Source organism: Mucilaginibacter rigui (assembly GCF_014773275.1).
Lineage (GTDB): Bacteria > Bacteroidota > Bacteroidia > Sphingobacteriales > Sphingobacteriaceae > Mucilaginibacter > Mucilaginibacter rigui_A.
This window is the reverse complement of sequence record NZ_JACWMW010000001.1, coordinates 1002459-1015736: the sequence shown is the minus strand read 5'-3', so window position 1 is coordinate 1015736 and position 13278 is coordinate 1002459. Positions and strand designations below refer to the sequence as shown.

Annotated in this window: 11 protein-coding genes; 3 read left to right on the top strand and 8 right to left on the bottom strand. The window is 43.3% G+C overall.

What is annotated here, in order from left to right:
* Positions 1-145 precede the first annotated feature (145 nt).
* Together ccsA (IDJ75_RS04680) and IDJ75_RS04675 are read right to left on the bottom strand one after the other, a co-directional pair.
* Positions 146-2656, bottom strand: coding sequence for a cytochrome c biogenesis protein CcsA (gene ccsA / locus IDJ75_RS04680; protein ID WP_191174431.1), 2511 nt, complete (start codon positions 2654-2656; stop codon positions 146-148).
* A gap of 10 nt (positions 2657-2666) precedes the next feature.
* Complete coding sequence (locus tag IDJ75_RS04675; protein WP_191174430.1) at positions 2667-3080, bottom strand: cytochrome c maturation protein CcmE domain-containing protein; 414 nt, start codon at positions 3078-3080, stop codon at positions 2667-2669.
* A gap of 338 nt (positions 3081-3418) precedes the next feature.
* On the opposite strand from IDJ75_RS04675, the gene IDJ75_RS04670 reads away from it, so the two are divergent.
* A complete protein-coding gene (locus IDJ75_RS04670; protein ID WP_191174429.1) occupies positions 3419-4057 on the top strand; it encodes an NAD(P)-dependent oxidoreductase in 639 nt (212 codons plus the stop codon).
* A 536-nt stretch (positions 4058-4593) separates the two neighbouring features.
* Here IDJ75_RS04670 and IDJ75_RS04665 read toward each other — a convergent pair.
* The 5 genes from IDJ75_RS04665 to IDJ75_RS04645 form a co-directional block, all read right to left on the bottom strand.
* Complete coding sequence (locus tag IDJ75_RS04665; RefSeq protein ID WP_191174428.1) at positions 4594-6030, bottom strand: Glu/Leu/Phe/Val family dehydrogenase; 1437 nt, start codon at positions 6028-6030, stop codon at positions 4594-4596.
* Positions 6031-6188: 158 nt separating this feature from the next.
* On the bottom strand, positions 6189-6398 hold the full coding sequence (locus IDJ75_RS04660; RefSeq protein WP_191174427.1) for a CcmD family protein: 210 nt from the start codon (positions 6396-6398) through the stop codon (positions 6189-6191).
* A gap of 1 nt (position 6399) precedes the next feature.
* Complete coding sequence (gene ccsA, locus IDJ75_RS04655; RefSeq protein ID WP_191174893.1) at positions 6400-7065, bottom strand: cytochrome c biogenesis protein CcsA; 666 nt, start codon at positions 7063-7065, stop codon at positions 6400-6402.
* 366 nt (positions 7066-7431) lie between these two features.
* Complete coding sequence (locus tag IDJ75_RS04650) at positions 7432-8622, bottom strand: carboxypeptidase-like regulatory domain-containing protein (protein ID WP_191174426.1); 1191 nt, start codon at positions 8620-8622, stop codon at positions 7432-7434.
* Between the two features lie 26 nt (positions 8623-8648).
* Positions 8649-9332 carry a heme exporter protein CcmB gene (locus IDJ75_RS04645; protein ID WP_191174425.1) on the bottom strand — a complete coding sequence of 228 codons (684 nt, stop codon included), beginning with the start codon at positions 9330-9332 and terminating at the stop codon, positions 8649-8651.
* 709 nt (positions 9333-10041) lie between these two features.
* Between IDJ75_RS04645 and IDJ75_RS04640 the strand changes: the two genes are divergently transcribed.
* Positions 10042-10854, top strand: a complete 813-nt coding sequence (locus IDJ75_RS04640; protein ID WP_191174424.1) for an SDR family NAD(P)-dependent oxidoreductase — start codon at positions 10042-10044, stop codon at positions 10852-10854.
* Positions 10855-10856: 2 nt separating this feature from the next.
* On the top strand, positions 10857-11342 hold the full coding sequence (locus tag IDJ75_RS04635) for a methylated-DNA--[protein]-cysteine S-methyltransferase (RefSeq protein ID WP_191174423.1): 486 nt from the start codon (positions 10857-10859) through the stop codon (positions 11340-11342).
* Here the strand turns inward: IDJ75_RS04635 and IDJ75_RS04630 are convergent.
* Entirely contained in the window at positions 11326-13272 is a 1947-nt protein-coding gene (locus IDJ75_RS04630; protein WP_191174422.1) for a response regulator, read from the bottom strand. The genes IDJ75_RS04635 and IDJ75_RS04630 overlap by 17 nt on opposite strands.
* Positions 13273-13278: the final 6 nt, after the last annotated feature.

Genomic DNA, 13278 nt, shown 5'->3' with positions numbered 1-13278 from the left:
TGAGTGGTTGGTATCAGCGGTTACAAATATCTAAGAACCATTAATCACATAACTTAATTAACTCCATTATGCAGCAAAGCTGCCTTATAACTAAAAGGCCGCAAAGTTTTCACATTGCGGCCTCAGCATATATTTTATAGTAATATTATTTTTTCTTCTGAACTTTCACACGTGGCTGTGCTGCTACCTTAACAGGTTCGGGTTTCAACTCTTTATTCCTTCTTAATATCGACATAAAGAAACCGATAACCATAATAATAGTACCTGCCCACAGGAAGTTGATATAAGGGAACTCGATAGCCTTCATTACAATAAATTTCTTTTTGCTTTCCGGCTGTTGGTAAACAGTAATTTCTACCTTGCCATCGGCCAGCGTTTTACCCGGTATAATTTTGGTAAAGCGCAATTTTAAACCGGCATCCTCTACCTTTTTGCCAAAATCAAACACGCTGCGGCCTTTTATCATGTAAACAGGTTCGCTTTGGTAGGTTTTGCCGTGGCTTATTACCTCAAGCTGCGCGCCAACAGCAATATCCTTATCTGTAAGCGGGATATTTTGCAGTTTTGCGTTTTTGTTAAGGCCTTTCAGTATGATGATGCCATCGCGGTAGGTCATGGTGTCGCCAACCGCAATTTCATGCGTTACAGGGGCATCGTATTTCTTGTCATCACCTTCTTCACCATGCGATGCCTCTTCACCTTGCGGTTCGGTGGTAATTACGTTCGTCATGGTAATGTGGGTGTACATATCATGGAACAGGTAGTGCTTGGTATCAGGCGATGACGACATGCCCCCCTGCGCCTGTATCACGTTTGGCCTCAAAGTAAAGCCTTCGGTTACCTTACCATTCTGAATGCGCTGGTAATCTATATTAAACAAGTGCTGCGCCCCTTCAATGGTATCGCTCCTGAAGGTTACCATATACTCGCCCATTTTAATGGGCTCATTCTTATAAAGCAGAATATTCTCTTTCGGATTTTCGTCTTTGGCAAATTCTGCGCTGTATTGCTCGCCGGTAAGGTTTTCAGATATTACCCTTTTAGTACCTGCCGATATTAGCGCGCCAACCAGCAGCAGGCCAAAACCAATGTGGCCTACAGCAGAGCCAGCCAGCTTAAACTTGCCTTTAATGGCATCGGCCAGTACCTTACCATTAGCTACAACAGAGTAAATAGCGCAAAGCATTACCAGGTTAAACACAAAGTTTAACTTATAAACACCTGTAGCGTATACCACCAAAGCGGTAATGAGCGCCGCAAACACCAAATACACAAGCGTTGTGATAAAAAAGCGCCTGATATCTGTTTGCTTATATTTAAGGAACTGTGTAAAGCCGCTTAACAAGGCAATTACCACCGCGAAAGATGCCTGTATAATATTATATTGCTTAACCGGATCGGTAGGTGGCGCAAGCTTGGTACCGAACATGGCATTCCAAACCGGCACGGATGTTACTAATATCAGTTGCAGGCACGACAGGCCCAGGAACACAGCACCAACAAACATCCAAAACTCGCGCGAGTAGGTGTCTTCGTCCTTTTTGGTGATCGGGAGTTCTTTCCACCGGCTTATCAGTAAATAAATAGTGATTGCCAAAAATACAATGATGCCGATTACCAGTTGCCAGAACAGGCCGATATCAGTAAAGGCGTGTACGGATGATTCGCCCAGGATACCACTCCTTGAAAGGAACGACGAATACCAAACCAGTACAAAACTAAGCAAGGTTAAAAGCGTAGCCGTAAAATAAGAGTGACCTGTATTTTTAAAAACAATTAATACGTGTACAGCGGCTACCAATACCAGCCACGGGAATATAGAAGCATTCTCTACCGGATCCCAGGCCCAGAAACCACCAAAGTTTAGTGATTCGTACGCCCAAAATGCACCCATAATAACACCCGTACCCAGTATCATACAGCCAAACAAAGCGTAAGGTATGGCTGGTGCCACCCATTCTTTATAGCGCCTTTTCCAAAGGCCAGCAGTAGCGTAAGCAAACGGCACTACTAATGAAGCCAAACCCAAAAATAAGGTTGGCGGGTGGATGATCATCCAGTAGTTTTGCAGCGAAGGGTTCATACCCTTGCCGTCTTTTATAAAATCAAGGTAATTTGGATTTTTAAATATCGGCGCTTCCATTGCGTTGCGCAGCAGCAGGAAAGGTGAACTACCAATATGTGCGCTGCCAATTTGCAGGCCAAGCACCATAGTACCCAATACCACTTGTGTTAGCGCCATGGTAACCATTACAGGGCTTTCCCAACTTTTTGCTTTCCAGATAAGGATATTACCTAAAACGGCAGTCCAGAAGTACCATAACAAAAAGCCACCCTCCTGCCCGTTCCAAAAGCCCGATACAATGTAGTAAACAGGCAACTCGCGCGAGGTGTACGACCATGCATAATGATATTCGAAATAGTTATGATAAAGTATATAGAACAGGCAAACACCCATCCCTAATATGGCTACAGTATTTAGCCAGTAGCCAATGCGGCCTAAACGCAGCCATGAGTTATCGCTCTTGGCAACATCCTCCTGCGCAGAAAAATAATAACAGATAAGGGAAAAAAGGGCGGCACCAAATGCCAAAACAATAAAAAACTGGCCCAACTGCCCGGGTAGCAGGTGTTCGCCTTTGAAAACTATATCCATTAAAATTTAATTATATACTTGCGCTTTTCTTGGCGCTAACTTCGGTAACGTTCAACTTATCGTCGGTGTATTTAGACGGGCATTTCATCAGTATTTTTGATGCATGGAATTCGCCGCCTTTCATCTGGCCGGTAAGTACAATTTGCTCCGAGCGTTCAAAATCCTGCGGCTTGGTACCGGGGTAAACAACCTTGCATTCTTCGCCCTTATTATCTTTCATGTAAAAAGAGAAATAGTTGGCGTCTTTAGTTGCGTCGTAAAACAATTCTTTGCTTTTATTAAGGTGCCCAACAACATGCAATTCGCTCTTGCTATTTTTGGCGTCGTTAAAAGAACCGTAAGTACTTGTGCTTGAATAAGTACTAATAATAACCGCTATCGCGATAGCAATAACAATGATACCTACAATTGAGCTTTTCTTCATGAATTGATATTTACCTGTATTACAGTTTACAAAAATACAAAACGCAAAGCTAAATAAGTTTATTACAAACGATATATGTTATTTAGAATTATTATTGATAATATAAGAGATTAAATGGAAATACTTTATTGATTGGTTACTTGTTTTTTTCAAGTAATATCTAATTACTTAGTTAATCGCATTAACTATCTCTTATAATTTCCCTACATTAGACCTATTAAAATCTCTTTATAAAATATCCCATCCTATTACAGTGCCCTTACAGGCAATGTACCTTTTGTGCTTAATCACTAAGCACGACAATCAACTTCTATTACATTTTATTAACAGAGAACAAAATGAAATCTATTCATACAGTTGCCGTTATTGGCGGCACAGGCAAGGCAGGCAAATACCTGGTTAAACAATTACTACTGCAAAACTTCCGGATTAAACTACTGCACCGCAAACCGGAAACTTTAACTTTTGACAATCCGCTCATCCGGGTTATTAAAGGCGATGCCCGCCATTATAATGCTATTCATACCCTGCTTAATGGTTGCGATGCAATATTAAGTTGCCTTAGCCAGCCCGTTGGCGAACCCAGTATTTTCAGTGACGCAACCCGGAATATTTTAAAAGCAATGGCAGCGCACCAAATCAGCAGGTATATTACAACAGCAGGATTGAACGTAGATACCCCGGCTGATAAAAAAAGCGCGCAAACACAATTCGGCACTAACTGGATGTATGAGAACTTCCCGGCGACAACAAAAGACCGGCAGGTGGAATATCAGTTATTAGCTGATAGTAATATTAACTGGACTATGGTACGTTTGCCCCTCATCGGCCAGACAGACGATATAGGCGAAATTACAGTTAGCCTTATTGATTGCCCCGGCAGCACTATCAGCGCTACCAATTTGGCTTTGTTTATGATAAAAGCTATGACCGATAACGAGTTTGTAAAGCAGGCTCCTTTTATTGCGGATAAGTAATAAACCCAACCGTCATTACGAGGAGCGTAGCGACGTGGCAATCTTCGACTTGCTTGTAGCCGACTTTTCTATCGAATATTATTAATGTGTTTAATTTCTCTTTATGGAATTAATGAGCTCCCTTTGGTCGGTTGTCCACGCTACGCAATGACGGGTTCATAATAATAAGAAAGGGCGCGTACAGCGCCCTTTCTTATTACCACACCAGCTTATACCCTACTCCCCTTATGTTAATGATCTGGATATTGGGGTCGGCATCCAATTATCGGCGCAGCCGGGTAATGAACACATCCAAACTGCGGGCGTTAAAGAAACTATCATCGCCCCAAACAGTGGTAAGCCAGGTATTGATACACTGCTTTAAAGTGTTCTTATTCGAGCTGAACAACCGGGCATATCTGTTAACATTCGTTAGGACAAAATAAGGATGGTTAGGAGAATGCCTTCACCGTATTTGCGAACGGCGGTTATAAAAAAAGAGCGCCTTTTCGGGCGCTCTTTTCAATATAAGTAATGGAGAATAGTTCTCCAAAAAATCACGGCCAAACACCAAGGTTTTGGTATGATACCGCTATTTTGTTAATAGCACCTACCATGGCTGCATTACGCAGGGTTTCTACCTTAGGGTTGTTTTTGTAGATCTCGCGGATCTCGTGGTATGAACGGATCATGGTATCTTCCAGACCAGAGTTTACCAGTTCCAGCTCAGACGCGCCTTTAATAATGGTTGAACGCTGCAGCGGTGTTAGCGCTACACCGGTAATACCTTCTACCATGTTTACCAGGTTAAGGTTTGAGTTTTCTTCGAACCTGCGGTTGATACGGCCAAAGGCTACGTGGCTCAGGTTTTTTAACCACTCAAAGTATGATACGGTTACACCACCGGCATTGGCATACATATCCGGGATGATCATACCACCGGCTTTGTAAAACGCGGCCTCCGCTTCCGGAGAAGTTGGGCCGTTAGCACCTTCTGCAATAATTTTTGCTTTGATGCTGCCAATGTTCTGGATAGTGATCTGGTTCTCTAAAGCGGCAGGTACCAAAATATCACATGGCTGCTCAAGGCCGTCCATGGTGTTTTTAAACTCTTTTTTAGCACCGGCATAACCCAATATAGAGCCGGTTGCTTTGCGGTGCTGAAACACAGCCTCTACATCAAGGCCGTCTTCGTTATAAATAGCACCTTCAAACTCGCAAAGGCCTACTATCAACGCACCAAATTCCGAAAGGAATTTAGCTGAGTAGTACCCCACGTTACCTAAACCCTGTACAATTACCTTTTTGCCGGACAAGCCTGTGGTTAAGCCCAGTTTCTGCATATCCTCGGCAACGCTCACACACTCGCGGATAGCGATAGCCACACCACGGCCTGTAGCCTCGCGGCGGCCGGCAATACCGTGTAATGAAATTGGCTTACCGGTTACCGCGCCTAAAGCATCAAGCTGGCCCGGGTTCATGGTTGCATATGTATCGGCAATCCAGCTCATTTCGCGCTCGCCCGATCCATAATCGGGTGCAGGTACGTCTATGCTGGGGCCTATAAAATTCTTTTTTATCAGCTCTACTGTGTAACGGCGGGTAATGTTCTCTAACTCGCCAACTGTATAGTTTTTTGGGTTTATTTTAATACCACCTTTTGCACCGCCAAACGGTACGTTTACAATGGCGCATTTGTAGGTCATTAGCGCTGCAAGGGCCATAACTTCGTCCTCGTTCACCATTTCGCTGTAGCGGATACCGCCTTTGGTTGGCGATTGGTGATGCGAGTGCTCAACACGCCACGCATCAATAACTTCAAAGCCATTGCCTTTACGTATCGGGAAACGGAAACGGTAAACGCTGTTACATGATTTGATCTGGTCTAACAGGCCTGCATCGTGTTTGGTAAACTGCGCTGCATGATCAAAGTTTTTACATACATCACCAAAAAAGTGTGTATCCTGATCAGCAGTCGGATTATTGATATTCATAATTTAGAATTGGATAAATAATTAATTCCTTAAAAAAGTGCACAAATTTGGTATATTTTTTATCAATAATGCAAATTTTTAATGTTAGTGTATTGGTTACACATGTTATTATAAAGGCCCTAAATCAAGGTTTAAACAAAACTGATAGGGCTTTTGATTTACTTTTCCTTCTCGATTTTTTTTAATCTGCGGTCAATACTAAACAGGTAAATGGCCAGGCCGGTAAATACAATTACAATGGTGCCTATCACCACGTAAATTTTACCTTCGCTGCGCATCTTATCAGCCATTTCAACAGGTTGGGCATTCTGGGCCTTTACAGCCACAAAACATAACAGCATTAATATCAGGGAAACAAGTCTTTTCATCTTAGTTGATAGCGTTCTTTTTATATTCAATTAAACGGATGCGGTAGCGTATCGTAGCTATCCAAACGGCCATTAGCGACCAGGCAATAAAGGCCGGGTACAATACCACACGCATGCGGTTATCCATATCCAGCTTACCAAATGCAGGGTTACCACCGTTACCGGGGTGTAACGAGTCTGTCATCCGCGGTAGCACCATAATCAGCACCACCATTACCGGGAAAGCGAAAATGTTATATATGGCCGAGATCTTTGCGCGCTTCTGCTCCTCATCTATCGAGTTTCGCAGCACCAGGTAGGCGCAGTACAGCAAAAAGGCAATTGCGGCGCTATTTTGTTTTGGGTCGTTGCTCCAGTATTCGCCCCAGGCATATTTGGCCCAAAGCATCCCGGTTATGAGCCCCAGTACAAAAAAGAAGATCCCCGTATTAGCCGCTTCAACAGCTATCAGGTCGTACTCCTCTTTACCTGTTTGCAAGTACTTTATACTATAAATAACCGAAATGGTGAACACCGTGAACATGGCTATCCACATTGGTACGTGGAAGTATGTATTTCTTATGGTTTCGTGCAATATGGGTAAGCGCGGCACACCCAGCAGAAACCCGGCAACAAGCGTGTAAAATATAATTACAACGGCTAATACCTTCCACCAGGTTTGATAAATGAATCTCATATTAAAAATATGCAGCAAAGGTAATAATTAGATGATTTGATTTATGCACCTGGCAGCATTATTAGCAATGTTTCATTATGCATGCATATCAATTATGATACTTATTTACATAACTATGTTGCTTTGAGAGTTTGATAGCGTTTTACAGTTGTGTGATGGAGGTATTTGAACCGGGATTAAGCCGTTTTTTACGATTATACACGATTTTTCTTTCTTATGTTGTTGGTAGTACCATCTCTGCAAACTTAATAATGGCGTTGCCCGGGGCCCGGGTTATCCGCTCATACTGCGCAGGCCTTAAGCGCAAGGCCGGTATCCGCTGCTACCCCTAACGCGAAAGGATTGTCTGAACCGTGATTAATTCTTTATTGGGTCCGACGGTTCATAATCAACCGGCAGCAGGTTGGCCAGTTTTGATTTTGACCAGGTACCCTCATACAGCGGGCTATCGGCTACCACCGTTCCGTTCAGGTCAAAATACACTGCCGGGGTAAACAGGGTGATCACGCTGGTTTCAAAGTTCTCCATATCCAGCGGGCGGTACAGGTCTTTAAAATCTTCGGTTTCGTGTTTTTTTGTGTAAACTACGTAAAGGAAATTTGGGAAAGTTAACACATATAAACCCTCCTCTTTTGGTTTGCGCAAAACATCATAAGCGGTTAAAGCCGGCTTGGTAAGGCGTTCTTTATACCATTTGGGCATAGCGTCCTTTTGCATCCAGTACCGTACCGAATCGCGGTTCACCATCTGGAATGCTTTCAACTTTTTCCTGATCAGTGCTTCGGGCGGGCGGTTAGGGTCAATAGCGCGGTTAAAATCGTATATCATAAAACCCTCCTGCGTTAACCGGTTTTTATAAAGCGAGCGGTAAAAATGCCGGGCCGAACCATAATATGCTTCATCTCGCTTTTCTTTCCATTTTTGTTTTTGGGCGGCTGTGCCGGGCAGGTCTTCAAAAAGCGCTCGCCCTGCGTAGGTTATAGTATTGGTGAGGCCGCTGCTGGTAAACTCTTTCAGTAAAAACTTTACACGGTAACCCAGGGCTTCGTTTTCCATCACCAAAAACTCATCGGTTGATGCCTCCAGCATTTGGGTTTTACGCGTATACATCAGGTTTAATATGCGCGGGTTATCTATCCGGCAGTATTTGGCATTTTCGGTAGTACCTATAAATTCCTTTTTAAATTGTTCAAAATTCTTTTTCCAGTCGGCGTTACTGCTAATCACCACCTCGCGCATCATCATCACCTTTGGGGTAAGCGATATATTCAGGTTTATAGGCGTTGAGCCTACCTGTACCTTTTGGGTGTATTCTTCAAAACCAATTACAGATACAATTAAATCATACTGCCCCGGCTTTACACCACGCAGGCTAAATGTGCCATCATCCTCGGTAGCGGTACCAAAGGTTGCATTGTTTAAAAACACGCTGGCTTTGGCCACGCCTGTTTTTGATGGTGCACTCACTACCTTACCGGTTATGGTTTGTGCAGAAACAGCAAATGGTAGTACAAGTAAAATAATGGCTGTGTATAAACAGCGGTGCAATAATTTATGTTGGGGTATTGAAAACATTAGTCGCGCCACAGATATGGAAAAAGTATTAATGAAGACGCAATTACAATAACATTTATTGCTAACAACACACCAATGTTACCAAAGCTAAGGCTACGGTCTATACCATCCATGGCAGCCTTGCTTACTTTTACCAGCAATAATATTACCGGGATAATAACGGGGAAGCTTAAAATAGCCATAAGCGTACCGTTATTCCCTGCTTTTGATGCTATTGCCGACAGCATGGTGAACACGGTAGAAAAGCTCATGGCACCCAGTAATACCGTAATAAAGTAAAAAAGCGTATCGCCCACCGGGTTAGGAAAAAACAGCTTATAAACCAGTAAAGCCAATACACTTAACAGCGCCATTAATAAAGTATTGTAAATGGTTTTTGATAAAATGATAGCCTGCGGATGCGCAATAGTATAGTAATATAATAAACGGCTTTTACTCTCCTGCAAAAAGCTTTTGGCGATGGCGTTAACTGATGCAAACAGCATAATTATCCAGAACAGGATGTTCCATACTATGGGGTAGCCCTGGCTCTCTTTAAAACCGGGGTTAAGGTTAAAGGAAATATAACATACAAACACGGTTGAAACAATATAAAGCAGGATACCATTGAATGCGTATTTTGACCGCCATTCCAGGATGATCTCCTTTTTTAAAAGTTCAATAGTTTGCCCCACAAGTTTCATATTGCAAAGAAAGCTAAAAAGTTGGGAAGAGAAGAAGCCCGAAAGTGGGAAAGTCAGAAGAAAAACAAGGGTTTATAAATACGGCTTGTCATGGTGAGCCTGTCGAACCATTAGCAAGTGGTACAGGTCTTCGACAAGCTCAGACTGACATATCGAATTTGTCATGGTGCGCCTGTCGAACCATTAGCAAGTGGTACAGGTCTTCGACAAGCTCAGACTGACATATCGAGTTTGTCATGGTGAGCCTGTCGAACCATTAGCAAGTGGTACAGGTCTTCGACAAGCTCAGACTGACATATCGAGTTTATCATGGTGAGCCTGTCAAACCATTAGCAGGTGGTATAGGTCTTCGACAAGCTCAGACTGACATATCGAATTTGTCATGGTGAGCCTGTCAAACCATTAGCAAGTGGTACAGGTCTTCGGCAAACTCAGACTGACATATCGAGTTTGTCATGGTGTGTCTGTCGAACCATTAGCCGGTGGTACAGGTCTTCGACAAGCTCAGACTGACATATCGAGTTTGTCATGGTGAGCCTGTCGAACCATTAGCAAGTGGTACAGGTCTTCGACAAGCTCAGACTGACATATCGAGTTTGTCCTGATGAGCCTGTCGAACCATTAGCAAGTGGTATAGGTCTTCGACAAGTTCAGACTGACATCTACTCTTATCTTTCCGTCTTTCCGACTAAAAATATAACTTAGCAGCATGAAACACCTGCGGTTAAATAATAAATGGGTATTGGTTACAGGCGCATCGAGCGGGCTTGGGCAGGAAATGGCAAGGCAACTGGCGAATATGCATAAAGCCAACCTGATTATTGCTGCCCGCCGCGCCGATAAACTGAACGAGCTGAAGGCCGAACTGGAAAAAACCGCGGGCATACAGGTAAAAGTTATTGTAGCCGACCTATCCATCCCCGAAGAGGCCGACCGCGTAATTGCCGAAAGCATTACCGATGGCAACCTTTACGGCGCTATTTTAAACGCCGGTGTAACCTATTTTGGCCGCCATACCGAACTGCCGTGGGATAACTTTGAGAGCATCCTTAAAACAAATGTAATTGGCGTAGTACGCATGACTAATAACCTGGTAAAGTATTTTGAGCAACCGGGTAAAGAAGGCAGCGTGATGCTGGTATCAAGTATGGCGGGCTATTTCCCGGTACCCTACCAGGCAGCATATTCGGCAACCAAGGCGTTTATAACCGCATTTGGCAGCGCCTTACATAATGAATTAACCAACCCTGAATTTGCCATAACGGTTTTCGCCCCGGGCGGTATTGCTACCGAAATGACCGACAACAGCAAATTTAATGAACTTAAAGGCTGGCTGATGCCGGTGAGCGAGGCTGCTAAAGAAGGTATCCACGCTTTTATAACCCGTAAGTACAATTATGTGCCGGGCCTGCTTAACCGCGTTGGCAACGTGTTTATGAACTTTTTACCCAAAAAATTCATTGGTGGTAAAATGAGCAAGGTGTATCTAAAATCGCTTAATAAAGCGCAACAGGGCGAATAAACATGTATGAAGTTTATCACCGCACACCTGTAGGCATTGCCTTAATTACGGCTGATGATACACATATTACCAGGGTATCTATCCGCGATGAAACAGTGGAAGAAACTACTACCGAACAACCGCTGCTGATAGAAGCTACTAAACAACTCGACGAATACTTTGCCGGCTGCCGCAAAGATTTTGACCTGCCCCTTAACCAACCCGGCACAGATTTTCAGCAGGAAGTATGGAAGGAGCTGTTAAAGATACCTTATGGCAAAACCATAACTTATGGCCAGCAGTCTGATAATATGAAAAACCCGCTGGCTATACGTGCAATAGCGGCAGCCAACGGAAAAAATGATTTGTGGATAATTGTACCCTGCCACCGTGTTATTGGCAGTAATGGTAGCTTAACAGGATATGCAGGCGGCCTGTGGCGCAAACAATGGCTGCTTGATCATGAAGCCAGGGTTATGGGCACCGGCCAAACTAAGCTGGACTTTTAACCCCCACTTTGCTATCAAGTAATTTCACCATTTTAGTATGAAGCTCCTGCGGTTCAAAAGGCTTTGGCAAAACATCGTTCATCCCTGCCGATAAGGCTTCCATCTGCTCGTGCTCAAATGCCGATGCCGAAAGTGATATAATAGGAACACTCCTCATTGGCTCCTCCAGCTCCATACGGATGATACGCGCGGCCTGGTAACCGTTTATACCAGGCATATGGGTATCCATCAAAACCAGGTCAAATTGTTCTTCTTTTAACAGGGCAATGGCCTTATCGCCATTTTCGGCTACCGATACCTCAACATTCCAGTCCTTCAGTATTTTTGCTACCATAAACTGGTTTATCATATTATCTTCGGCAACCAAAACGCGTGTATTTACAAACCGGGCCAGTTTTTTATCCGGCTTTACAATTTTTTCGCCCGGTGGCTGTGTTGCCACACTAAACCAATTAACAAAGTTAAACGTGCTGCCCTGGCCGGGTTTACTGCTTACGGTAAGGTCGCCGCCTTTAAGTTCTATTAATTTTTTTACAATGGTAAGCCCAAGCCCTGTGCCGCCATATTTACTGGCGGTATCTTCGTCGGCCTGTTCAAACGATTCAAAGATTCTTGCCAATTTATCTGATGGTATGCCTATGCCGGTATCTTCTATACTAAATTTAAGCTTAACCTTATCATTAAGTTTTTGCAGTACCGATACTGTTAGTTTAACATGCCCTCTATCGGTAAATTTAATAGAGTTGCTCAGCAGGTTCATCAGTATCTGGTTCAACCGTAACGAATCTATCTGCAGGGTATCAGGCACATCATTATCTACTTCTAATAAAAACTCAATGTTCTTTTCGTCGGCATTAAACTTTAACAGGCCAAATACAGAATTCACAATAGATTTAAGGTTATTGGGCGAACGAACGATGCTAAATTTGCCCGCCTCTATCTTTGAGATATCCAGCACATCGTTTATTACCCCCAATAATGAGCGCGACGAGGTTTCCAGCATGGCCAGTAAACCACTTTGCTGATCGTTCAATGGTGTTTTACGCAGCAAGTTACTAAGGCCTATAATACCGTTAACAGGCGTGCGTAGTTCATGGCTCATGTTTGCCAAAAATGTTTCCTTAACCTTTTTACCATATTCAGCAGTTTCCTTTGATTTAATAAGCTGCTGCTGGTAACTCTTCTGAGGCGAAATATCGCTAATGTTTATAAATATGGTTTTATTACGATATGATGCACGGCACTCTACCCAAATAATATGTTTCTCGAATGTATTAAACTGAAATTCGAACACCGAGAAGCTGAGGTTATCTTTAATTATCTCACCCAGTTTCTTTCTAAAGTCCGACCGATTGGCATCAACGGCAAGGTCTACTATGCTTTTTCCGAATACTTCGGTTTGTTTGTAACCCAAAATAGTTTCAACAGCGGGGTTAACCGTTTTTATCCGGAAATTATCTGCATCAACCGAACAAATAATATCGGCACTGTTTTTTACAACGATGGCAAAATTTTGCAGTTCCTCGTTCTTTTGTTTTATCTCGTCTTGTGTGCGGGCAAGCTGTATAAAGGCATCAACCTTGGCGGATGTTATATAGGGGTCGAGCGGTTTGTAAAGGTAATCGACCGCGCCGGCGCCAAAACCTTTAACGGCGTATTTGGCCTCTTTAGATATGGCTGTAACAAAAATTACCATTATATCTTTTGTACGCGGGTTTGATTTTAGCATTTCTACCAGTTCAAAACCATCCATTCCGGGCATCTGAACATCAACAAGAGCTATTGATATAGGGTTATCCCAAGCTATTTTCAGCGCATCGTTGGGCGACGTGGTACTAAACAACCGTATATCGTTACGGCTTAATAGCGCCTCAAGGGCTATAATGTTTTCCTCTCTGTCGTCAACAATAAGGATATTGATTGGGGTCATTTAACT

Coding starts and splice junctions, on each gene's coding strand:
- ccsA (WP_191174431.1), bottom strand. CDS start 2,656: ATGGATATAGTTTTCAAAGGCGAACACCTGCTACCCGGGCAGTTGGGC.
- IDJ75_RS04675 (WP_191174430.1), bottom strand. CDS start 3,080: ATGAAGAAAAGCTCAATTGTAGGTATCATTGTTATTGCTATCGCGATA.
- IDJ75_RS04670 (WP_191174429.1), top strand. CDS start 3,419: ATGAAATCTATTCATACAGTTGCCGTTATTGGCGGCACAGGCAAGGCA.
- IDJ75_RS04665 (WP_191174428.1), bottom strand. CDS start 6,030: ATGAATATCAATAATCCGACTGCTGATCAGGATACACACTTTTTTGGT.
- IDJ75_RS04660 (WP_191174427.1), bottom strand. CDS start 6,398: ATGAAAAGACTTGTTTCCCTGATATTAATGCTGTTATGTTTTGTGGCT.
- IDJ75_RS04645 (WP_191174425.1), bottom strand. CDS start 9,332: ATGAAACTTGTGGGGCAAACTATTGAACTTTTAAAAAAGGAGATCATC.
- IDJ75_RS04640 (WP_191174424.1), top strand. CDS start 10,042: ATGAAACACCTGCGGTTAAATAATAAATGGGTATTGGTTACAGGCGCA.
- IDJ75_RS04635 (WP_191174423.1), top strand. CDS start 10,857: ATGTATGAAGTTTATCACCGCACACCTGTAGGCATTGCCTTAATTACG.
- IDJ75_RS04630 (WP_191174422.1), bottom strand. CDS start 13,272: ATGACCCCAATCAATATCCTTATTGTTGACGACAGAGAGGAAAACATT.